The following is a 19,837-nucleotide window of genomic DNA, read 5'->3' as shown; positions in this document are numbered from 1 at the left end:
CTATTCTTTTAGGCAGGAAATGTAGAAAATGAGGTCGATATATTATGCATTATGATGTTATTGTCATCGGCGGCGGTCCTTCTGGGCTAATGGCTGCAATTGGTGCTGCAGAAGAAGGCGCAAATGTCTTACTTCTTGATAAAGGAAATAAACTTGGGCGTAAACTTGCAATTTCTGGTGGCGGACGCTGTAACGTAACGAACCGTCTACCACTTGATGAAATTGTTAAACATATACCAGGAAACGGTCGCTTCTTATACAGCGCTTTTTCTATTTTTAATAATGAAGATATTATTACATTCTTCGAAAATCTCGGTGTTAAATTGAAAGAAGAAGACCACGGTCGCATGTTCCCTGTGTCAAACAAAGCACAATCTGTTGTAGACGCACTTTTAACACGATTAAAAGACTTAGGTGTAAAAATTCGTACAAATACGCCTGTTGAAACGATTGAATATGAAAATGGTCAAACAAAAGCAGTTATACTGCAAACAGGCGAAGTGTTAGAAACAAATCACGTCGTTATCGCTGTTGGCGGAAAATCAGTTCCTCAAACTGGATCTACTGGAGACGGATATGCTTGGGCTGAAAAAGCGGGTCATACAATCACAGAATTATTCCCAACAGAAGTACCTATCCTTTCAAACGAGCCGTTTATACGTGACCGCTCATTACAAGGTCTTGCTTTACGTGATATAAACTTAAGTGTATTAAATCCGAAAGGAAAAGCTATCATTTCTCACAAAATGGACATGCTCTTCACTCATTTCGGCCTATCTGGACCTGCTGCTCTTCGCTGTAGCCAATTCGTCGTGAAAGCACTGAAAAAGTTTAAAACGAATACAATACAAATGAGTATTGATGCATTGCCAGAGGAAAATAGCGAGCAACTATTTCAGCGCATGCTGAAACAAATGAAAGAAGATCCAAAAAAAGGAATTAAAAACGTTTTAAAAGGTTATGTTCCTGAACGTTACTTCCTATTCTTATTAGAAAAAAATGAAATTGACGGCAGCGAACAAGCTGGACAAGTTTCTCACGAAAAGATTCGTGCACTTGTGAAAGACTTTAAAGAGTTTACTGTGAATGTAAATGGTACGCAGTCAATTGAAAAAGCATTCGTTACTGGCGGCGGTGTATCCGTGAAAGAAATTAATCCGAAAGAAATGTCTTCTAAATTTACGAACGGCTTATATTTCTGCGGAGAAGTTCTTGATATTCATGGTTATACTGGTGGCTATAATATTACATCAGCCCTTGTTACTGGTAGAATTGCCGGAACGACAGCTGGAGAAAACGCGAAAATGCAGTATTAAAAAAAGAAACAGGGATTCCTGTTTCTTTTTTTTATAGGTACATGAAATTATATGAGCGATTCTGCAACTTATATCGGCGATTTCCCAAATATATCGACTTACCGACAAGAAACGACAAATATAGGCTCCACTTAACTTCCCATTGCTTTTTTGTTGCTTTATATACCTTAGTACCTTTATATTTTATATTGTTGAATATTTAAAAAAGGGTAAGGGGAAAAACAAATGAGAAAAAAAGTCATGATGTCTTTAATGTTAATGACGTTTCTTTCTGCGGTAGAAGGAACGATTGTTAGTACAGCAATCCCTCGTATAACGAGTGATTTGTCAGGCGTCGAACTTGTTAGTTGGGTATATGCAATTTATATGCTTGCAACAGCTGTTTCGACTCCAATATACGGAAAGCTCGCTGATTTATTTGGCCGTAAAAAAGTTTTACTGATCGGAGCTACAATCTTTTTAGTCGGTTCTGCACTTTGCGGAGTCGTTACATCAATGGAACAATTAATCTTCTTCCGCGCGCTTCAAGGTATCGGTGCTGGTGCTGTTATGCCAATCACAATGACGATTATTGGAGACTTATATAGCGAAGCGAAAGACCGCGCGAAAGCACAAGGTTGGATGAGTGCCGTTTGGGGTGTATCCGGTGTTATCGGACCGTTAGTAGGTGGATTTTTAGTTGATTCCCTTTCTTGGCGCTATATTTTCTTCCTAAACGTTCCATTCGGAATTATCGCTTGCTTAATGATTGCAATTTACTACAAAGAATCTATTAAACCTGCTAAGCATCATATCGATTATCTTGGTGCAACAGTCTTCTCATTAAGTACAATCGCTCTACTATATGCATTATTAACAGGTAGCAGTAAGCAAAACTGGGGAGACATGACAATTATCGGCCTATTAATCTTTGCCGCTATTTCATTTATTATTTTCTTATTCATCGAGAAGAAATCTCCGGAACCATTAATTCCGCTAGCACTTTTCTCTAACCGTACATTATCTACGATAAATATATTAACTCTTATTGCTGGCGCAATGATTATTAGTATTACAATGTACCTTCCAATTTGGAGCCAAGGTGTATTAGGGAAAAACGCTACAGAAGCTGGACTTATTTTAATGCCAATTCCTGTTATGTGGACATTTGGCGCTATTTTCTCTGGTAACTTAGTAGGCAAATTAAAAACGAAACAAATCATTTTACTTGGAGCTAGCATTTTATCAGTCGCTACGTTCTTATTATTTACACTATCAACAAATTCACCATCGTTCCTTATTTATGTAGCAGTCGGATTATTCGGCTTAGGCATGGGGCTTGTGACACCGATTTACATGGTAACAATTCAAGCAGCCGTACCAGCTCATACACGCGGAACAGCTGTTGGTTTAAACACATTTATTAATACATTTAGTCAAACGTTAGGTGCTGCAATATTCGGTACAATCTTCAATACGATGATTCACGCACGTGGTATTAAAAATCTTGATCTTGTATCTGGTGGACATGGCGGTACTACAGCAAACGTAGTAACCGAATCGCAATCTGCATTAGCATCAAGCGTACACGTCATTTATATGAGCACTTTCGTATTAGCAGTATTTACATTAATTATCGCTTGGCTCTTATTAAAGCCAGCTACACAAACAAGTGAGCAACAATAAAAAGGATGACCATTTTGGTCATCCTTTTTTATTCTTCATTCTCCACAATATGTTTCAGCATGGATAATTTATTATCCCAAAAACGTTCATAATACGAGAGCCATTGTTGTAATTCTTCTAATGGTTCTGGATGCAAACGATATATCTTCTCTCTTCCGCTTTTTCTTCCACTTACTAAATTCGCTTCTGAAAGAATATGAAGGTGCTTTACAACCGCAGTACGACTCATCGGAAAATGATCCGTTATTTTGGAAATCGGTAACTCTTTGTCACTTAATAACCGTATTACTTCTCGGCGGGTTGGATCAGCAATTGCTTGAAATACATCATATTTCGCTGCTGACGAGGACACTTAGCCTTCGACAACCTTTTTCAGTTTTTCATTTACAATCGCTACCCAACCACCGCTCATTCTATCGCGAATAATAGAGCTCTTCGCATTTGCTTTCGGAAGAATTTCATCAGGATGTTTCCAGCCGCCGTGAATTAACGTAAATTCTGTTTTGTTATCTCCTAAGTCTTTCAAATCAAATGAAACAACCCAGCCATCTGTATCCCATGAGAAAGATAAATGGTTTGGTTCATCAATTTCTAATACTTTACATGGTGATGGCCCAAATGGTGATTGCACATGAAATTCATGTCCTACCTCTAATACAAAATCATTTGGCATAAACCATGACGCAATCCCTTCTGCAGTTGATACTACACTCCATACCTTTTGAATAGACGCGTTAAAAACGATTGTTTGTTTAATATCATTTAATGTATTTTGTTGTTCCATTTTCATTCTCCTTTACTCGGCGTTATAACATAACACCTTTTGGTTATACTTTGATAATATAACACCTTTTAGTTTCATGTCAACGCTAATTCTTTTACTGTTGAGAAATTCTCAACATTTTTTCAACAGGACAAACACCCTCTTAGCATTTCCTCATAATATACTCACAAAGGCAATACAAAATAAAAACTTCTCTCAACATGAAACTCCATCATTCATATTGAAAGAAGCGCCTTACTTATATCATGCGTACTTCGTCTCTCCTCCTTCCCTCAAGGGACAATACGCGAGATATGACAAAGTCAGAAGGAATATGCCCACCATTTGAGTAGGTAGTTATTTCTCTTCTCCTCAACATTTCCTCAGGAGCGAAATGACTACCGACTCACTTTTTTCAAACAAAAATAAAAAGGGGATGAAAGCGATGTTCTATTGCATCAACTGTTCTGATATTCATCATGAAAAACATCCAAATGATAAAGTATTCAAAAACGGTTTTTATATTGATCCATTTTTAGGTGATCGTTATCACCTTGGTATGTGTAAAGATGCCCAAAACCATGAAACAGGGGAGCCTCTTTTAACGACAAAGAAATTAGGCACAACCCAATCTATTATGAACGTATTACCGACACATGTTGTCCCAACATAAAACATAAAAAAGAGCTGGGTGAGCCAGCTCTTTTTTATGCTTTATAAACGATCATTGCTGAAAAACAATAAATTTGGTTTTCATCGTCGTTAATAGAAACACCAACTTGATACTTAATATCTACAAAGTTGCTATCATCAATCTTTTTCAAAAACACATTCACAGCGTCTTCTAAGTCTTTTTCGTGACTTTCATCAAAAACTTTCACACGAATCATGTTAACACCATCCTAGATCGCAGCCCTCCGCCGCTTGATTATTGCCACGGTGCGTATCTATGATGCGATAAAACTTTCCATTTTCATATATATATCCGTCTTCTAACACATATTTTTTATCTTCAGTATAGACATAAAACTTACCTATCATAAATTTACTCGTATATAATTCCAAATAATTTGGTCTAAATTTAGCTACAACTTTATTTGTAATATCAATTTTTATTGTGCGCCCCACCTTCTCTCCCTCCTTTGCAAAGAACGGATTTAGGTATATTGTATTAGCGCTTTTACATTTTATGCTTAAAAATAAGTGGATATGCCTTCTTTCTTCACCTGTACTATTTTTCTAAAAAAATCACTATAAATAAAACCCGAAAAAAATACAAAAAAAGCACTTTACCTTATTGACTCGAATATAAATATTATGTTATTATATAAAATTTGACATTTTTACATACGTATGCTATCATTAAAAGTGGTTACCACATATGGAGGTGGATGATTTGTTTCAAATTGGTGATAAAATCGTTTATCCAATGCACGGTGCAGGAATCATCGAAGCAATTGAAGAGAAAGAAATATTAGGTACTTCACGTCAATATTGTGTGATACGCATCATTAGTAAAGATATGCAAGTAATGCTTCCGATGGATCAATTAAAAAAATCAGGTATTCGTTATATCGTTGATCAAGGTACGTTAGATGATATACTTCTTGAATTTCAAAACGGGGAGTCAGACACATCACTCTCATGGAAACAAAGATATACAATGAATATGGAAAAAATGAAAAACGGCAATTTACAAGATAGCGCAGAAGTTGTTCGGGATTTACTTCGCCGCAATAAAGAGAGAACTTTAAATGCGAGTGAAAAACAAATGCTAGATAACGCCCGAAAAATGATGATTAGTGAAGTTGCACTCGTACAAAATGTTTCTGAACATCAAGCAACAGAATTTCTTCAAGATACAATTAATCACTAAATTTAAAATAGCTGGCCGCTATTTTTTTTTGTAAAAAAAGGACGAAGAGTTTTATCTCTTCGTCCTTTTATATTACCCACGCCCAGCTTGAAACGATGGATATAACGTCATTCCACCATCTGCAAATAGCGTAATTCCCGTTACGTAACTCGCCTCTGATGAAGCGAGCCAAGTTGCTACTGCTGCGATTTCTTCAGGTTTTCCAATGTAGCCCATCGGTATCATACTTTCTACGTCAGCACGTTTTTTAGGATCAGCAAACTTTTCTGCATTGATCGGGGTATTAATTGCACCTGGTCCTATATTATTTACTCGAATACCTTTTGGCGCATACTCTAGCGCTAACGTTTCTGTCATCAGTTTAATACCACCCTTACTTGCTGCATAGTGCACAAATAGTGGCCACGGAATTTTCTCATGAACACTAGACATATTAATGACTGACCCTTTAATATCATGTTCTACAAAATATTTAATCGCTTCACGACTTCCTAAAAAAGCACCTGTTAAATTTGTATTAATTACCCTATTCCAATCTTCAAGCGGCATTTCATGCGACGGTACCGCGTTTTCTATCCCTGCATTATTAATCATAACGTCAAGCGTACCAAACTCTTTCACAGCAGATTGAATGAGATTCACAACATCCGATTCGACGGTTACATCACCTTTTACAGCAATCGCTTCGCCGCCTACCTTTTTAATTTCTTCTAACACATCATTCGCTTCTGACTCTCGTGAGCGATAATTAATAACCACTTTCGCTTTTTCCTTAGCAAACCTCACTCCCATCGCTCTTCCGAGACCAGTTGCTGATCCTGTAATAACGACAACTTTCCCTGCTAAATCACTATACATTTCCATACCTCCTTTAACTTTTGGCTATACCTAACATAATTCCGGCTGCGATAATAAAAACAATACCGACAACGATACCCGTTAATTGACGTTTCGTTTTCTTTTCACCTAATATAAGGATCCCACCAAGCGTGGAAATAATAATTCCCATTTGCGATAGCGAGAAACTTGTTGCTACTCCAACACGCGGCTGCGAAATGAATAAAAACATATTTCCAGCTGCCCAAATTAATCCTGGAATAATATTTCGAATTGCATATTTATTAAATGGATGATGTTTAAAGGTAAGCAAAATCCCACCTAACACCATACCAACTGCTTGTGGCAACAAAGCTGACCAACCATCTACGTTAAATAGTCTAATCACTACTACGTAAACTAAATAGCCGACTGTTGAAATTAATAAAATTACGATACCTCTTTTAAAGTTTGCTGCTTGCTCTGCATTCTTTTCTTCTTCACTTTGAAGCGATGTTAAAATAACACCGATAATAATACAAACGAGCGCTAAAATCCCAAGGACGACCGATATTGTCGTGGACCATTCATGAAATACGATAACGCCAAATAAAGTCGTCGCGACTAATTGAAGTCCTGTTGAAATTGGCATCGTCCTCGAAACACCCATTAAATCAATACTTTTCAATTGATTTGCCTGACCAAGCGCCCAAAATAAACCTGACACAACTCCAACTCCGATAACGGTAGGTGTTAATACTGGCTTCATAAAAATATAAACAACAATTGAGAAAATAAGTGCTCCAAACGTTGTTCCGAGCGTTTGACTATACGGTCCCCCGCCCAGTTTTACATTAAATAGCACAATACTTCCCCAAAATATAGCTGGTAAAATCGCTAAAAATATATCCATCACTCATTACCTTTCTTTACTAAATGCATAGGTTATCACTCTAAGTCATTAGAGTGAGCTTTTATTTTTTCTTTTTCCCGTTCACAAACTTTTTCTGCAATAGCGTCAGAAACATTCTTTTCTCGCTCCACTTTCTTTATCTTTACGTGATCTAAATGGTCTTCCAAAGTAAGCGTAACTTTATCGTTCGGGGGATTATGCGCTCCTTGAAATGTAAGAAATTGTAGCTTCACTTCATACCTAGGAACAAATTCATCTTTCTTGCCGAGACGCTTTATATTTATGACTGAAGCACATTCATATTGATCTTCTGTCACTTGTCTAATAACTGAATAGTACCTATTTGATAATGCACTCTCTAAAAGCTGTTCTCTTGATTCTTTCGCGAAAGAATCACTTGGAGAAGAGAAAAAAGACGCACATAGCATTGTCATAACTACACATATTTTTTTCATAATTCCCTCCTTGTTCTATAGATTAGTGTTCTCAAAACTGCCATAAAAAAACGACTTTCCCTATATAGGAAAGTCGTTTTAATGAATCCAATATTAACCACCGCTCACTGGTGGGATTAGTGCAACAACATCACCAGATTGGACCTTGTCATCTTCATTTGCATATTCTTCATTAATCGCAACCATAATTGGCTCTGAAACTGGTACATTATATTCGTTCGCAACAACATCTTTTAACTGTGCAACCGTAATATTTTCTTTCTCTATTTGTAATTCACTTGTCCCTGCTTCTTCTTGCAAGTGCGCAAATAACAATACTCGAATCATACTTATAGCTCCTTCCCAGGCTCTCCCGCCGGATATGGTGTTTTTTCTAATTGATCACCAATCCATGAGTCACCATCTTCCCAAAACTCCTTTTTCCAAATCGGAACAATTTGTTTTATGCGTTCCATAATATATTCGTTCGCTTCATAAGCCGCTTTACGGTGTGGTGTTGAAACAGCAACAACAACCGCTATATCAGAAATTTGCAACGTACCGATGCGATGTGTAATCGCAACATATGTACCCGGCCATTTCTCTTTCGCTTCCAGGCCGATTTTCTCTAGCATCTTTTCTGCCATCGTTTTATAAGCGACATATTCTAAGTATAATGTACGACGCCCTTTCGTAAACTCTCTAACCGTTCCAATAAATGTTGTAACAGCACCGCATTCACGTCGAATTACTTTCTTCGTTACCTCTTCAATCGAGATTTCTGTATCAATTACTTCATAATATGTATTTGTCATTTCGCACTCCTAACCGTTTGTAAAAACCAGTCTATGTACAACTCTTCTTCTGTTATATGAAATACTTTATATTCTTCTCGTATATTTACTGGGACATCATACCACGTAATAACCGCCACTATATTTTCTACTTTATGTAAAAGCTCAGCATCTTCCGCAGAACGAAGTAACACTACTTTCGGGTAGTTCTCTTTTTTATAGCCCTCTATTAAAATTGTATCCACTTTAAAAAACTCATATAAGCGAATAATTTCTTGCAAGGACCATTTCTTTCTTAGTGAAGAAAGTGAAAGTAATCCAGCACCTTCTACACTACTTACGACAGCACCAGCTTTACGGTGTCTTTCGCTATCTTTTTGCGCTACTTCTGGAAAACCTCCGTGCCCGTGATGTTTAATTGTAGCAACTTTCATTTCGCTTTCGGCTAATGCATGCACAATTTTCTCTACAAGTGTCGTTTTTCCGCTATTTTGATACCCTACTATTTGTAAGATTGAAGGGGCTTCGCCCATGGCCACTCACATCCCTCAGAGTGCTCTAACAATAATACGGATACTTTCATTCCGGTCTCAAATCCTCTCGTTCCTCCGGGTAACACGATAAAAGCATTCGCATCTGCAAGTGAAGATACCGCACTCGATTTATCTAAACCAACCGGCATCGCTTGTAACGCCCCATCCACAATTGTTACGTTCGCTCTTACGAAACGAGTAAATGGATTTGGCTTCGGAAAATCTTTTTGTAAAATAGCATCCGCTCTATATACGTGAGGTTCCTTCGCATACAAATACGTTTTTATAATTGGATGCACAAATAATTCAAAACCTACATAACAAGCAGACGGATTTCCTGATAAACCAAAGAGTAACTTTCCATCAACTTCAGCTACTGTCGTTACACTTCCGGGCCTCATGGCTATCTTATTAAAGAGTACATTTGCCTGTAATCTTTCATAAATAGCTGGTAAGTAGTCATAATCTCCTACTGATACACCGCCTGTTGTAATTAAAATGTCGACCTCATCGATCGCTGATTGAACAGCTGTAAAACATGCATCTAACTCATCCGCGAGTTGACCATAATAACGAACTTTCCCGCCAGCTTTCATAATTTGAGCTGCGATCATATACGAGTTACTATTTCTAATTTTCCCCGGTTCTAACGGCTCATGTACTTCTAATAATTCACTTCCTGTCGTTACAATACCGACAACAGGCTGTTTTACAACTTTCACCGTGCTATATCCAAACGTTGCTAGTAAGGCCGCAACACCTGGATTAATTGCAACACCTTTCTTAACGAGAACTTGATTTTGTTTTATATCTTCTCCTTTAAACGACACATTGTCACCGTTATTAAAAGGGCGTTTTAACTTCATATATGTTTTCCCGTTCTTCTCAAACCCTTCTGTCAGCTCTAGCATTACGACTGCATTGCAATCTTCTGGAATAGCTGCTCCTGTCATAATGCGAATTGCTTCAAAAGCTCCTACTTCCTCTAAAAAAACGGAACCCGCCCCGATTTCTCCTATTACTTCAAATTCAACTGGATTCTCTTGAGTTGCTTCTTTCGTATCTTCTGCTCGAATGGCGAAACCATCGTAAGGGGAACGATCAAAATGAGGAACGTCATGATCTGAGACAACATCTTCCCCGAGAATTCTCCCGTAACTTTCCGTAATAGAAATTTCTTCTACTTCACCATGCTTCGCATATTTCATTACCCGTTCTACTGCCTTAGCAACTTGAATTGGAATTCGTTTTTCTACCATCGTTTCTCACCTCATATTTGCAAATTTTTTTATCTCGATTAAACTTTATATATTCAATAGAAATTACTTCAAGGAGGAATTCCATGTCTTCATTTACACATTTCAATGACCAAGGACGCGCAAAAATGGTTGATATAAGCGACAAAAAAGCAACCGTTCGAACAGCAATCGCGTGCTCTAGCATTGTCGTTACGAAAGAAATTTACGATAAAATCTCTCACAATGAAATTGGGAAAGGTGACGTATTAGCAGTTGCGCAAATCGCAGGCATTATGGCCGCGAAACGTACTTCTGATATTATCCCAATGTGCCACCCTTTATTATTAAAAGGTGTTGACGTTTCTTTCGATTGGAAACAATCAGAAGAACAATATCGTTTACTCATTGAAGTAAAAGTTAAAACAGAAGGTAGCACCGGTGTTGAAATGGAAGCTTTAACAGCTGCTTCCGCTACCGCTCTTACTGTGTATGATATGTGTAAAGCTGTCGATAAAGGTATGATTATCGGCGAAACGTACTTACTTGAAAAAACAGGTGGAAAAAGTGGAGATTATACGAGAAATTCATAATCCTCTCTCCGTTGAGCCTAAAGGGTTTCCTTTAGGTTCAACCTATATATCTTGCATATAAACTTTTCGCTACATTCATATCATTCGTCCCATGAATGAACGCCCTGCCATCTGTAAATAAAACAAAACGATATTCTTCTACCGGAAATGATAATAAATAAGGTGTCGCCTTTATCTCTACGCTTCTTTGTAAGCGTTTTTTAATTTCTTCTAAATTAAAATTCTTCCGCACACCCGGGCGAATTTGTACTGTATTCCGCCCACATAACACTTCTGTTTTCGTTTGTCCTTCAAATGTTAAACTCGGATATGTACGTAACCTTCCGCAAGATAAACAAGTATCTTTTTTCTGCCTATTCACTTTAAATGCCATCTGTTGATTATTCCAAAGATCAAACGATAACATCGTTTCACGAAGCGCACCAAAGTCTTCTACTAATATTTTCAGCGCTTCCGTAATTTGATGCGCAACTACTAATTGTACTGCCGGTTGTATAATACCAGCTGTGTCACATGTTGCACCGCTCGCTGGATGCTCCATTAAACAGCGAAAACACGGTGTTTTCCCTGGTAAAATTGTATACGTTACTCCGTAGCTTCCGACACACCCACCATATATCCACGGAATATTATACTTTTGTGAAATATCATTAATAAGAAGACGCGTTTCAAAATTATCTGTCGCATCTAATATTAAATCTACATCATTCACTAATTCTTCCATTTCTTGCACCGTTACATCTGTCACAACCGGAGTTATTTCCACCTCAGAATTAATCGCTCTTAAATGCTCTGCTGCCGCTACCGCCTTCGGTTTATACTGCTTTGCATCTTCTTCTGTATATAGTTGTTGTCTTTGTAAATTACTCCATTCTACATAATCACGATCAGCAATCGTTACTTTTCCAACACCCGCTCTAACAATCGCTTCTGCATTTGCCGCACCGAGAGCACCAGCACCAATAATAAGCACATGCTTCTCTCTTATTTTTCTCTGCCCTTCTTCTCCAACACCAGAAAATAATATTTGTCTTGAATATCGCTCCTGCATGCGATAGCCCCCTTTCTTATCCTCCTATATAAGACATTTCGATTTTCGGACGATTTTTTGCACTTTCTTCTGTTCGTTCATCCGAATACCTATCTTTTCTATTCATCCATACATCTTGTATAACACTTAATAACTCCTCATCCGAAAGATTTCCTCTAAGAAGTTCTCTTACATCCAAACCCTCTGTCGCAAATAAGCACGTATAAAACTTTCCATCTGCCGAAATTCTCGCCCTCGTACAAGAGACACAAAATGACTCAGAAACAGATGTAATAAAACCAACTTCAACATTTGTTCCAACGTACCGATATCGCTTCGCAACTTCACCAAAGTAATGCGCTTCAGCTGGCTCAAGCGGATACACCTTATGAATCATCTCAATCAATTCTCGTTTTGTAACGACTTGATCAAAATTCCACCCATTTGTACTACCAACATCCATAAACTCAATAAACCGAAGCGTGATTCCTTGCTCTTTAAAATACGCAGCCATCGGTAGTACTTGATGATCGTTCATCCCTTTTTTCACAACCATATTTACCTTTACTTCCAAGCCCGCCTCTTTAGCTGCTATAATTCCCTTAATTACCGGTTTTGTATTAATATTTCGACCATTAATATTCTTAAATATGTCATCATCTATCGCATCTAAACTAACATTCACTCTATGTAATCCAGCTTCTTTTAATGCCTTCGCTTGTTTCGTTAAATGAATAGCATTTGTCGTTAACCCTATATCTATTAGCCCATCAATTTTCACAAGACGTGCAATAAGTTTTGTTAAATCTTTACGAAGCAGTGGCTCACCGCCAGTAAGTCTAATTTTCCGTACACCGATGCTAACAAATAATTTTGCCAAACGCTCAATTTCATCAAAAGTTAGTAAAAACTCGTCTTTCAAAAAAGCATATTCTGGCCCAAATATTTCCGCTGGCATACAATATGTACATCTAAAATTGCAACGATCAATGACAGATATACGTAAATCTTGAAGTGGGCGTCCAAAAAAATCTTTAACCATCTCCTGCATCGCCACCCTCCCTTTCTGCCAAATTTCTTTCTTTTCATTCTATTATAATATATTTTCGAACTACGATGTTTTTGCTCAAGTGAATAAAGTGAAACTTTAAATAATTAGAGGGGATTCACTCCCCCCTGGTTAACGAGGTTTACTTACAAATACAAAGATAAAAAAACCTTGAAACATAAAAGCTTCAAGGTTCTCTGCTTATTAACTTAATCTAATAATAGTCAGGGTAGCCCCTGGCGTTGCTGTAGATAATGTAGCTATTGCAACTACTCCAAATAACTGTAAGCTAACAGCAGCTCCAGCAGGCAAGTTAGCAATTATTGTTGCACTAAATGAACCAGTAGCAACTGTCGGAGCATTTATCGTTCCCGCAAGCGGACTGCCATTTACAGTTATACGAGAACTTACAACTAATCCTGCCGTTAAATTAATTGTATAAGCTATATAATAATTTCCTGCATTCGCAACTGTAAATACAGTATTTCCCCCACTAACGGTTATTCCTGGACCAATATTTTGATTGTTCGGTAATGGTACATTCGTACCACCTAATAAAACGGAAATAGCGGTTCCTGATGTATTATTCGCAAATGCATACGTTGCAGTTGTACTAACTCCAGTCGCCCCGGTCGCTCCAGTGGCTCCAGCTCCGGTTGGACCTGTATCTCCAGTTGGACCTTGTGAACCGGTTGCTCCTGTAGCCCCCGTTGGACCTTGGATTCCTTGCGGGCCTTGAATTCCTTGTGGCCCTGTCGCTCCGGTTGCTCCTGTAGCTCCCGTTGGACCTTGAATTCCTTGTGGACCTTGGATTCCTTGCGGGCCTTGAATTCCTTGTGGACCTGTCGCTCCGGTTGCTCCTGTAGCTCCCGTTGGACCTTGAATTCCTTGTGGGCCTTGGATTCCTTGTGGACCTTGAATTCCTTGTGGACCTGTCGCTCCGGTTGCTCCTGTAGCTCCCGTTGGACCTTGAATTCCTTGTGGCCCTGTCGCTCCGGTTGCTCCTGTAGCTCCCGTTGGGCCTTGAATTCCTTGCGGGCCTTGAATTCCTTGGGGGCCTTGGGGGCCGGTCGGTCCTATATCACCTTGCGGACCTTGGATTCCTTGTGGGCCTTGTGCCCCGGTTGCCCCTGTCGCTCCTTGGATTCCTTGTGGACCTTGTGGACCTTGAATTCCTTGGGGGCCGGTTGGACCTATGTCGCCTTGTGGGCCTTGAATTCCTTGGGGACCTTGTGCTCCGGTTGCCCCCGTTACTCCTTGGATTCCTTGTGGACCTTGAATACCCTGTGGACCGGTTGGACCTATCTCTCCTTGAACACCTTGGATTCCTTGCGGGCCCTGTAAACCCGTCACTCCGGTTGCTCCCGTTGCTCCTGTCGCTCCTGTCACTCCAGTTGAGCCTGTCGCCCCGGTATCTCCTGTTACTCCTGTCGCACCTGTTGCTCCTGTCGGTCCAGGTGGTCCACCTGATGGACCTGTCACTCCTGCCGGACCTGATGGCCCCGTTGGGCCGGTCGGTCCTGCTGGGCCTCCTGACGGGCCAGTCACCCCTGTTGGACCGGTTACTCCTGTTGGACCGGTAGTTCCTTCTCCCGTCGCTCCGGTTGCCCCCGTATCTCCTGTTGCTCCCGTCGGACCTTGCACTCCTTGAATTCCTTGTGGTCCTTGCACTCCTTGTGCACCTGTTGCTCCTTGAATCCCTTGTATTCCTTGCACTCCTTGTGCGCCCATCGGACCGGTTGGACCAATCGCCCCTTGTATACCTTGCACTCCTTGGGGGCCCTCTGGACCGGTTGCTCCTATTTCCCCTTGTATCCCTTGAATTCCAGTTGCTCCTTGTGCTCCAGTTGCTCCCGTTATCCCTTGCACACCTTGTATTCCCTGTATTCCTTGTGGACCTTGTGGGCCTGTTGCTCCTACCGGTCCTTGAATGCCTTGTATCCCCTGAGGACCCTCTGGACCCGTTGCTCCAACTGGCCCTTGAACACCTTGTATTCCTTGCGGGCCCTGCAGTCCCTCTGGGCCTTCTGGACCTGTTGGACCTATCTCTCCTTGTATCCCTTGGATTCCAGTTGGACCTTGTGGCCCAGTCGGACCTATGTCACCTTGCGGACCTTGGATTCCCTGTGGACCTTGTGCTCCTGTTCCCCCTGTCGCTCCTTGGATTCCTTGAGAACCTTGTGGGCCTTGAATTCCTTGTGGGCCGGTTGGACCTATGTCGCCTTGTGGGCCTTGAATCCCTTGCGGACCTTGATCTCCAGTGGCCCCCGTTACTCCTTGAATTCCTTGGGGACCTTGAACACCTTGGGGACCCGTCGGACCTATCTCTCCCTGCACACCTTGGATTCCTTGCGGACCCTGTAAACCCGTCACTCCGGTTGCTCCCGTTTCTCCTGTCGCTCCTGTCACTCCAGTTGAGCCTGTCGCCCCAGTATCTCCTGTTACTCCTGTCGCCCCGGTTGCTCCTGTCGGGCCAGGTGGTCCACCAGATGGACCTGTTACTCCCGCCGGACCTGATGGCCCCGTTGGGCCGGTCGGTCCTGCTGGTCCTCCAGATGGGCCTGTTACTCCTGTTGGACCGGTTACTCCTGTTGGACCTGTAGTGCCTTCCCCTGTCGCCCCAGTTGCTCCCGTATCTCCTGTTGCCCCCGTCGGACCTTGGATTCCTTGAATTCCCTGTGGACCTTGCACTCCTTGTGCGCCCGTCGCTCCTTGAATTCCTTGTACTCCTTGCACTCCTTGGGGACCCATCGGACCTGTTGGACCAATCTCCCCTTGAGCACCTTGCACTCCTTGGGGACCCTCTGGACCCGTTGCTCCTATTTCCCCTTGTATCCCTTGAATTCCAGTTGCTCCTTGTACTCCAGTTGCTCCCGTTATCCCTTGCACACCTTGTATTCCCTGAATTCCTTGGGGACCTTGTGGGCCTGTTGCTCCTACCGATCCTTGAATACCTTGTATCCCCTGAGGACCCTCTGGACCCGTTGCTCCAACTGGCCCTGGCACACCTTGTATTCCTTGCGGGCCCTGAAGTCCCTCTGGACCTTCTGGACCTGTTGGTCCTATATCACCCATCGGACCTTGTATCCCTTGAACTCCCTGTGGGCCTGTTGCTCCTGATGGCCCTGGTACTCCTTGTATTCCTTGTGGACCTTGATCTCCTGTTGCTCCTGTGGCCCCTTGAGGCCCTATAGCCCCCTGTATACCTTGTGGACCTTGATCCCCTGTTGCTCCCGTTGCCCCTTGAATACCTTGAACTCCTTGTATTCCTTGTTCACCAGTTACTCCCGTCGGACCAGGAATACCTTGAATACCCTGCGGACCTTCTGGACCTGTTGGACCAATTGGCCCTTGAATCCCTTGGATTCCTTGCAAGCCCTGTGCTCCCGTACTTCCAGTCGGACCTGTACTTCCCGTTGCTCCTGTTATCCCTGTACTTCCTGTAGCTCCAGTATTCCCCGTTGCTCCAGTCGCACCTGTACTTCCACTCGGTCCACCGCCCGGACCTGTCGCACCAGTCGGCCCCGTCGGACCAGGAGGTCCTCCAGATGGTCCAGTTATCCCAGTTGGACCTGTTATTCCAGTCGGGCCTGTTATCCCCTGACCAGTTGCTCCGGTTGCACCTGTATTTCCACTCGGTCCTTGTGTTCCTTGTATCCCTTGTGCTCCTTGTATTCCTTGTGGACCAGTTACACCCGGTAACCCTTGGACGCCTTGAATTCCTTGAGGTCCCTCAGGTCCCGTCGCTCCAATTGGCCCCTGTAATCCCTGTATCCCTTGTATACCTTGTGCCCCAGTCGCTCCCGTTGGACCAATCGGACCTTGTAACCCTTGCACCCCTTGAGGTCCTGTCGCTCCAGTTTCTCCTTGTGGTCCTCTCAATCCTTGTGGGCCCTGCTGTCCTTCTGGTCCAGTTGCACCTATTGGCCCAACTGATCCTTGTATCCCTTGCACACCTTGAGGTCCTGTCGGGCCCATCTCCCCCATCGGACCTTGTAATCCTCTTGGTCCTTGAGGTCCTGTTGGGCCTTGTGGACCGGTTGGACCAGTAATCCCTATACCTGTAAACCCAGTTGGAACAGGGGGGAAAGTAGGCCCAATAAGTTCTGGTGGAATTCTAAAATTAGAGCTTAACGAATTTTGCTTCCGATTATTATCACGATTCTTCACACTTTCACCACCTACAAACCGTCTTTTTCATAATAAATAAGCCTCTTCTTAATCTATTTACAAAAATAATTTCCAAGACTATTTTTATTTTAAATAATAAAAACTCCCTTAATTCCTTAAGGGAGTCCTGCAATTGAATCCATATTATCTGTATTAGGGACAGCTTGCGCTATACTCGATGTATTTACATTTTGCCCCATATTTGCTCCTGTTACAGTACCAGCAGGAGTGCCCCTTGTATACGTCGTCGTCACCGAATCTCCCGGCTGTAAACAAAGCTTCGTCTCCGTCCCTATTACTGTAACAACATCAATCCAAGTGCACCCCATTGAACCACTATATGATTTCGAAGCAGTAAATGAAGTATCACTCAAATTATCACCGGTAAATATATTCCCAGTGTTATTCACAATAACAAATTCTTTTATATGAGCAGGCATAATTACACTCTACCTTTCCTCTATGAACCTAATGTACGTGTACTTGTTGCTAACGGCGGAAGAAACACTGATGTTCTAATGACTGCTTCTGGCTGTCTTTTCCCATTTAAAAAAATAGCCGCACTCGACCCTCCAGCACCTGCATATACTTTTGCTACAGCTAAAGGCGAGATATCATAACAGTCGCCGACATTAACAGCTCCTGTATTATTCATAATTTTTACTTTACGCAAATTAATCCCCATTTCCCCCTCCTCCTTTTTATACTGTATGCAAAAGAAAAAAACTTGAAACAGACTCGTTTCAAGTTTTTAACTATTAACTATTTCGTTTCACCTTCATATTGAAGCATACCGCCAACCATATTCACTGTTTTAAATCCTTGCTCATTTAAATAATGACATACATTTTCGCTGCGCATTCCTGAACGACAAATAAAGATATATTCATTCTCTTTATTAAAGAAATCTACTTTATGTGGGATATCGCCCATTTTAATATGTACAGCTTCTGGAATCTTTCCTGCCGCTACTTCTTCATCTTCTCTTACGTCTACTAAAAATAACGTTTCTCCATTTTCTAAACGCTCTTGTACCTCTTCTGTAGTAATTGTTTTAACTTCTGTCATATGTAGTTCCTCCTTATATACAATAAAACCTTTAGTTTCTTTTTCACAAACATTCTCTACCAATTTTAGCACGCAAAAGAAAGAACGCAAAGAATCGAAAAACTATTTCTCAATTTTCTCGCAAAACTTATTCTTTACAAACATAACTCTTGCATTGTATCCTCAATATACTTGTCTTATGAAAGGAGCCAATGAAAATGACACTTTCCCTTTTCATAATGGGCATCATTTTCTTAATCGCTGCAATTATTACTCTTAGTATGAAAAATACTAAAAAAATAAAATCACCCCAAGAAATGTCATTCTTATTTCTATTGCTTAGTATCGCATTCTTCGGTATAGCAATTGCCACATATATTTTCCGTCTACAAATCATGTAAAAAAAGGTGCCTACTACAAACATTGCACCTTTTCCCCATCATTTGTCTTCTAAACAAAACTAGATACTTTCCGATTTAAAAATTCATAAACTTTCTTTTCAAATAAATGAATATCAAATGCTCCCGCCATATGCCCATTTATACTTTCTATCTCATACACTTCCGCATACTTCCCTTGTTTTTGCAAAATATCTACCATTTTATAGTTGTAACGAGACGGCTGAAGCAAATCTTGTTTACATGGAATCATAAGTACATTCGCTTCTATGTTAGAAAGAGATTCTTCTAATGAAGAAAACCCATGTGCAATATCATGCAATAAAACTGCCTTTGCAGTATACATCCATGAATTTGCATCTACTAACTCTATACTTGTATATGTCGCTTTATTTATTTCTTTTTCAAATGATGTTAGTGTAGAAAACTTTTCATAAGGTTCTACCTCTATACTGTTACGAGGAAACGCCATTTCATAAAAATACTCATCAAACGCGTTCATAAACATCATTCTATTTGCTAAATGAAGCCCCTTTATCGGCTGCTCTTCTCCATATTTTCCATCTTTCCAACTTGGATCCAGTTGAATTGCTTCAATCGCATTTTGCGCTACATTTACTGACGTAATAATTGGATTTTGTGGGTTCGTAATAACGCCAATCATCCGCTCTACCATATGTGGATAGTGAACCGCCCATTGTTGTGCAATCATTCCCCCTGCCGACGGTCCAATTACAGCGTGTAACCTTGAAATTCCCATACCTTTTATTAACTCATATTGCATACGAGCTACATCAAGAAATGTAAAAACCGGAAAATCCATAGCATATTCTTCTCCAGTTTCTGGATTAATCGATTTCGGTCCTGTTGTAATCACATATGGATTTCTCACCTGCACATTACAAAGATTATCTGTACATATAACAAAATACTTATTTGTATCAATTGCTTTTCCAGCTCCAATGAGCCCATCCCACCAACCAGACTCCTCATCATGCACTGTATATTTTCCTGCCGCATGACTTGTTGCACTAAAATAATGACAAACCAAAATCACATTTGACCTTTCTCTATTTAAAGTGCCATATGTCTCGTATCCCATTTGAACAGGAATTTCCCTGCCATTTTCAAACGTAAACTCTTTTAAAACAAACTTCTCCTTTTTTACAATTTGCACAGACTCTTCCTCTCCCCGTTATAGTATGA

General features: G+C 40.8%; 24 protein-coding genes. 6 read left to right on the top strand and 18 right to left on the bottom strand.

The genetic code is table 11. The features are described from left to right. The first annotated feature begins 44 nt into the window (after positions 1-44). The gene (locus M1D66_RS03925; protein ID WP_000558859.1) at positions 45-1,316 is read left to right on the top strand and encodes a BaiN/RdsA family NAD(P)/FAD-dependent oxidoreductase; all 1,272 of its coding nucleotides are present in this window, start codon (positions 45-47) and stop codon (positions 1,314-1,316) included. A gap of 225 nt (positions 1,317-1,541) precedes the next feature. Continuing rightward, on the top strand, positions 1,542-2,981 hold the full coding sequence (locus tag M1D66_RS03920) for an MDR family MFS transporter (protein ID WP_001228021.1): 1,440 nt from the start codon (positions 1,542-1,544) through the stop codon (positions 2,979-2,981). Positions 2,982-3,009: 28 nt separating this feature from the next. Here the strand turns inward: M1D66_RS03920 and M1D66_RS03915 are convergent, their stop codons facing one another. Both M1D66_RS03915 and M1D66_RS03910 read right to left on the bottom strand, forming a co-directional pair. Continuing rightward, positions 3,010-3,333 carry an ArsR/SmtB family transcription factor gene (locus tag M1D66_RS03915; protein ID WP_000098837.1) on the bottom strand — a complete coding sequence of 108 codons (324 nt, stop codon included), beginning with the start codon at positions 3,331-3,333 and terminating at the stop codon, positions 3,010-3,012. Beyond that, the gene (locus M1D66_RS03910; protein ID WP_000437765.1) at positions 3,334-3,765 is read right to left on the bottom strand and encodes an SRPBCC family protein; all 432 of its coding nucleotides are present in this window, start codon (positions 3,763-3,765) and stop codon (positions 3,334-3,336) included. Between the two features lie 424 nt (positions 3,766-4,189). Between M1D66_RS03910 and M1D66_RS03905 the strand changes: the two genes are divergently transcribed. Then, on the top strand, positions 4,190-4,417 hold the full coding sequence (locus tag M1D66_RS03905; protein ID WP_000498989.1) for a DUF3973 domain-containing protein: 228 nt from the start codon (positions 4,190-4,192) through the stop codon (positions 4,415-4,417). A gap of 34 nt (positions 4,418-4,451) precedes the next feature. On the opposite strand, the gene M1D66_RS03900 is transcribed toward M1D66_RS03905, so the two are convergent. Together M1D66_RS03900 and M1D66_RS03895 are read right to left on the bottom strand one after the other, a co-directional pair. Continuing rightward, on the bottom strand, positions 4,452-4,634 hold the full coding sequence (locus M1D66_RS03900) for a sporulation protein Cse60 (protein WP_000621751.1): 183 nt from the start codon (positions 4,632-4,634) through the stop codon (positions 4,452-4,454). 1 nt (position 4,635) lies between these two features. Continuing rightward, positions 4,636-4,872: a DUF2553 family protein gene (locus tag M1D66_RS03895; RefSeq protein WP_000533804.1), complete on the bottom strand. Its 237-nt coding sequence runs from the start codon at positions 4,870-4,872 to the stop codon at positions 4,636-4,638. Positions 4,873-5,125: 253 nt separating this feature from the next. Here M1D66_RS03895 and M1D66_RS03890 point away from each other — a divergent pair, with 253 nt between their 5' ends. Beyond that, positions 5,126-5,620: a CarD family transcriptional regulator gene (locus tag M1D66_RS03890; RefSeq protein ID WP_242555004.1), complete on the top strand. Its 495-nt coding sequence runs from the start codon at positions 5,126-5,128 to the stop codon at positions 5,618-5,620. 72 nt (positions 5,621-5,692) lie between these two features. Here the strand turns inward: M1D66_RS03890 and M1D66_RS03885 are convergent, their stop codons facing one another. The 7 genes from M1D66_RS03885 to moeA all read right to left on the bottom strand — a co-directional run bounded on the left by M1D66_RS03885 (position 5,693) and on the right by moeA (position 10,369). Beyond that, positions 5,693-6,478 carry a glucose 1-dehydrogenase gene (locus M1D66_RS03885; protein ID WP_000286673.1) on the bottom strand — a complete coding sequence of 262 codons (786 nt, stop codon included), beginning with the start codon at positions 6,476-6,478 and terminating at the stop codon, positions 5,693-5,695. Between the two features lie 13 nt (positions 6,479-6,491). After that, entirely contained in the window at positions 6,492-7,349 is an 858-nt protein-coding gene (gene glcU / locus M1D66_RS03880) for a glucose uptake protein GlcU (protein WP_000350861.1), read from the bottom strand. A 35-nt stretch (positions 7,350-7,384) separates the two neighbouring features. Next, the gene (locus M1D66_RS03875; protein WP_000717684.1) at positions 7,385-7,804 is read right to left on the bottom strand and encodes a DUF3888 domain-containing protein; all 420 of its coding nucleotides are present in this window, start codon (positions 7,802-7,804) and stop codon (positions 7,385-7,387) included. A gap of 93 nt (positions 7,805-7,897) precedes the next feature. Continuing rightward, positions 7,898-8,131 carry a molybdopterin converting factor subunit 1 gene (gene moaD, locus M1D66_RS03870; RefSeq protein ID WP_000621777.1) on the bottom strand — a complete coding sequence of 78 codons (234 nt, stop codon included), beginning with the start codon at positions 8,129-8,131 and terminating at the stop codon, positions 7,898-7,900. Positions 8,132-8,133: 2 nt separating this feature from the next. Then, the gene (moaE, locus tag M1D66_RS03865; RefSeq protein ID WP_242555003.1) at positions 8,134-8,598 is read right to left on the bottom strand and encodes a molybdopterin synthase catalytic subunit MoaE; all 465 of its coding nucleotides are present in this window, start codon (positions 8,596-8,598) and stop codon (positions 8,134-8,136) included. Beyond that, complete coding sequence (gene mobB / locus M1D66_RS03860) at positions 8,595-9,110, bottom strand: molybdopterin-guanine dinucleotide biosynthesis protein B (RefSeq protein ID WP_000503325.1); 516 nt, start codon at positions 9,108-9,110, stop codon at positions 8,595-8,597. The genes moaE and mobB overlap by 4 nt, the downstream gene beginning before the upstream one ends. Further along, on the bottom strand, positions 9,080-10,369 hold the full coding sequence (moeA, locus tag M1D66_RS03855) for a molybdopterin molybdotransferase MoeA (RefSeq protein ID WP_000229713.1): 1,290 nt from the start codon (positions 10,367-10,369) through the stop codon (positions 9,080-9,082). Before moeA ends, mobB begins: the two co-directional genes overlap by 31 nt. An 83-nt stretch (positions 10,370-10,452) precedes the next feature. Here moeA and moaC point away from each other — a divergent pair, with 83 nt between their 5' ends. Next, positions 10,453-10,938 carry a cyclic pyranopterin monophosphate synthase MoaC gene (gene moaC, locus M1D66_RS03850; protein WP_000094146.1) on the top strand — a complete coding sequence of 162 codons (486 nt, stop codon included), beginning with the start codon at positions 10,453-10,455 and terminating at the stop codon, positions 10,936-10,938. A gap of 37 nt (positions 10,939-10,975) precedes the next feature. Here the strand turns inward: moaC and M1D66_RS03845 are convergent, their stop codons facing one another. From M1D66_RS03845 to M1D66_RS03820, 6 genes are all read right to left on the bottom strand, one after another. Next, complete coding sequence (locus M1D66_RS03845; protein ID WP_001158105.1) at positions 10,976-11,989, bottom strand: molybdopterin-synthase adenylyltransferase MoeB; 1,014 nt, start codon at positions 11,987-11,989, stop codon at positions 10,976-10,978. Positions 11,990-12,005: 16 nt separating this feature from the next. Then, positions 12,006-13,019, bottom strand: a complete 1,014-nt coding sequence (gene moaA, locus M1D66_RS03840) for a GTP 3',8-cyclase MoaA (RefSeq protein WP_001157117.1) — start codon at positions 13,017-13,019, stop codon at positions 12,006-12,008. A 201-nt stretch (positions 13,020-13,220) separates the two neighbouring features. Then, positions 13,221-17,186 (bottom strand): BclA-related collagen-like exosporium protein, encoded by a 3,966-nt coding sequence (locus tag M1D66_RS03835; RefSeq protein WP_242555002.1) that lies wholly within the window; start codon positions 17,184-17,186, stop codon positions 13,221-13,223. Between the two features lie 116 nt (positions 17,187-17,302). Further along, on the bottom strand, positions 17,303-17,626 hold the full coding sequence (locus M1D66_RS03830) for a hypothetical protein (protein ID WP_001110848.1): 324 nt from the start codon (positions 17,624-17,626) through the stop codon (positions 17,303-17,305). Between the two features lie 20 nt (positions 17,627-17,646). After that, complete coding sequence (locus tag M1D66_RS03825) at positions 17,647-17,871, bottom strand: spore germination protein (protein WP_000512468.1); 225 nt, start codon at positions 17,869-17,871, stop codon at positions 17,647-17,649. 77 nt (positions 17,872-17,948) lie between these two features. Continuing rightward, entirely contained in the window at positions 17,949-18,254 is a 306-nt protein-coding gene (locus M1D66_RS03820) for a rhodanese-like domain-containing protein (protein ID WP_000141207.1), read from the bottom strand. Between the two features lie 197 nt (positions 18,255-18,451). Between M1D66_RS03820 and M1D66_RS03815 the strand changes: the two genes are divergently transcribed. Continuing rightward, positions 18,452-18,634 carry a hypothetical protein gene (locus M1D66_RS03815; protein ID WP_000175905.1) on the top strand — a complete coding sequence of 61 codons (183 nt, stop codon included), beginning with the start codon at positions 18,452-18,454 and terminating at the stop codon, positions 18,632-18,634. Positions 18,635-18,683: 49 nt separating this feature from the next. Here M1D66_RS03815 and M1D66_RS03810 read toward each other — a convergent pair whose 3' ends face one another. After that, positions 18,684-19,808 (bottom strand): homoserine O-acetyltransferase family protein, encoded by a 1,125-nt coding sequence (locus M1D66_RS03810; RefSeq protein ID WP_006924874.1) that lies wholly within the window; start codon positions 19,806-19,808, stop codon positions 18,684-18,686. Between the last annotated feature and the right edge of the window lie 29 nt (positions 19,809-19,837).

This window comes from Bacillus sp. PK6-16 (assembly GCF_056530295.1).
The sequence above is the reverse complement of the archived record's forward strand: the minus strand, read 5'-3'. Positions and strand labels throughout refer to the sequence as shown.

Excerpts from the sequence above, each read along its gene's own strand:
- M1D66_RS03900 (WP_000621751.1), bottom strand. The coding sequence starts at position 4,634 with ATGATTCGTGTGAAAGTTTTTGATGAAAGTCACGAAAAAGACTTAGAA.
- moeA (WP_000229713.1), bottom strand. The coding sequence starts at position 10,369 with ATGGTAGAAAAACGAATTCCAATTCAAGTTGCTAAGGCAGTAGAACGG.
- M1D66_RS03925 (WP_000558859.1), top strand. The coding sequence starts at position 45 with ATGCATTATGATGTTATTGTCATCGGCGGCGGTCCTTCTGGGCTAATG.
- moaC (WP_000094146.1), top strand. The coding sequence starts at position 10,453 with ATGTCTTCATTTACACATTTCAATGACCAAGGACGCGCAAAAATGGTT.
- mobB (WP_000503325.1), bottom strand. The coding sequence starts at position 9,110 with ATGGGCGAAGCCCCTTCAATCTTACAAATAGTAGGGTATCAAAATAGC.
- moaE (WP_242555003.1), bottom strand. The coding sequence starts at position 8,598 with ATGACAAATACATATTATGAAGTAATTGATACAGAAATCTCGATTGAA.
- M1D66_RS03920 (WP_001228021.1), top strand. The coding sequence starts at position 1,542 with ATGAGAAAAAAAGTCATGATGTCTTTAATGTTAATGACGTTTCTTTCT.
- M1D66_RS03905 (WP_000498989.1), top strand. The coding sequence starts at position 4,190 with ATGTTCTATTGCATCAACTGTTCTGATATTCATCATGAAAAACATCCA.
- glcU (WP_000350861.1), bottom strand. The coding sequence starts at position 7,349 with ATGGATATATTTTTAGCGATTTTACCAGCTATATTTTGGGGAAGTATT.
- M1D66_RS03875 (WP_000717684.1), bottom strand. The coding sequence starts at position 7,804 with ATGAAAAAAATATGTGTAGTTATGACAATGCTATGTGCGTCTTTTTTC.
- M1D66_RS03890 (WP_242555004.1), top strand. The coding sequence starts at position 5,126 with ATGGAGGTGGATGATTTGTTTCAAATTGGTGATAAAATCGTTTATCCA.
- M1D66_RS03830 (WP_001110848.1), bottom strand. The coding sequence starts at position 17,626 with ATGCCTGCTCATATAAAAGAATTTGTTATTGTGAATAACACTGGGAAT.
- moaA (WP_001157117.1), bottom strand. The coding sequence starts at position 13,019 with ATGCAGGAGATGGTTAAAGATTTTTTTGGACGCCCACTTCAAGATTTA.
- M1D66_RS03885 (WP_000286673.1), bottom strand. The coding sequence starts at position 6,478 with ATGTATAGTGATTTAGCAGGGAAAGTTGTCGTTATTACAGGATCAGCA.
- moaD (WP_000621777.1), bottom strand. The coding sequence starts at position 8,131 with ATGATTCGAGTATTGTTATTTGCGCACTTGCAAGAAGAAGCAGGGACA.
- M1D66_RS03825 (WP_000512468.1), bottom strand. The coding sequence starts at position 17,871 with ATGGGGATTAATTTGCGTAAAGTAAAAATTATGAATAATACAGGAGCT.
- M1D66_RS03815 (WP_000175905.1), top strand. The coding sequence starts at position 18,452 with ATGACACTTTCCCTTTTCATAATGGGCATCATTTTCTTAATCGCTGCA.
- M1D66_RS03845 (WP_001158105.1), bottom strand. The coding sequence starts at position 11,989 with ATGCAGGAGCGATATTCAAGACAAATATTATTTTCTGGTGTTGGAGAA.
- M1D66_RS03910 (WP_000437765.1), bottom strand. The coding sequence starts at position 3,765 with ATGGAACAACAAAATACATTAAATGATATTAAACAAACAATCGTTTTT.
- M1D66_RS03820 (WP_000141207.1), bottom strand. The coding sequence starts at position 18,254 with ATGACAGAAGTTAAAACAATTACTACAGAAGAGGTACAAGAGCGTTTA.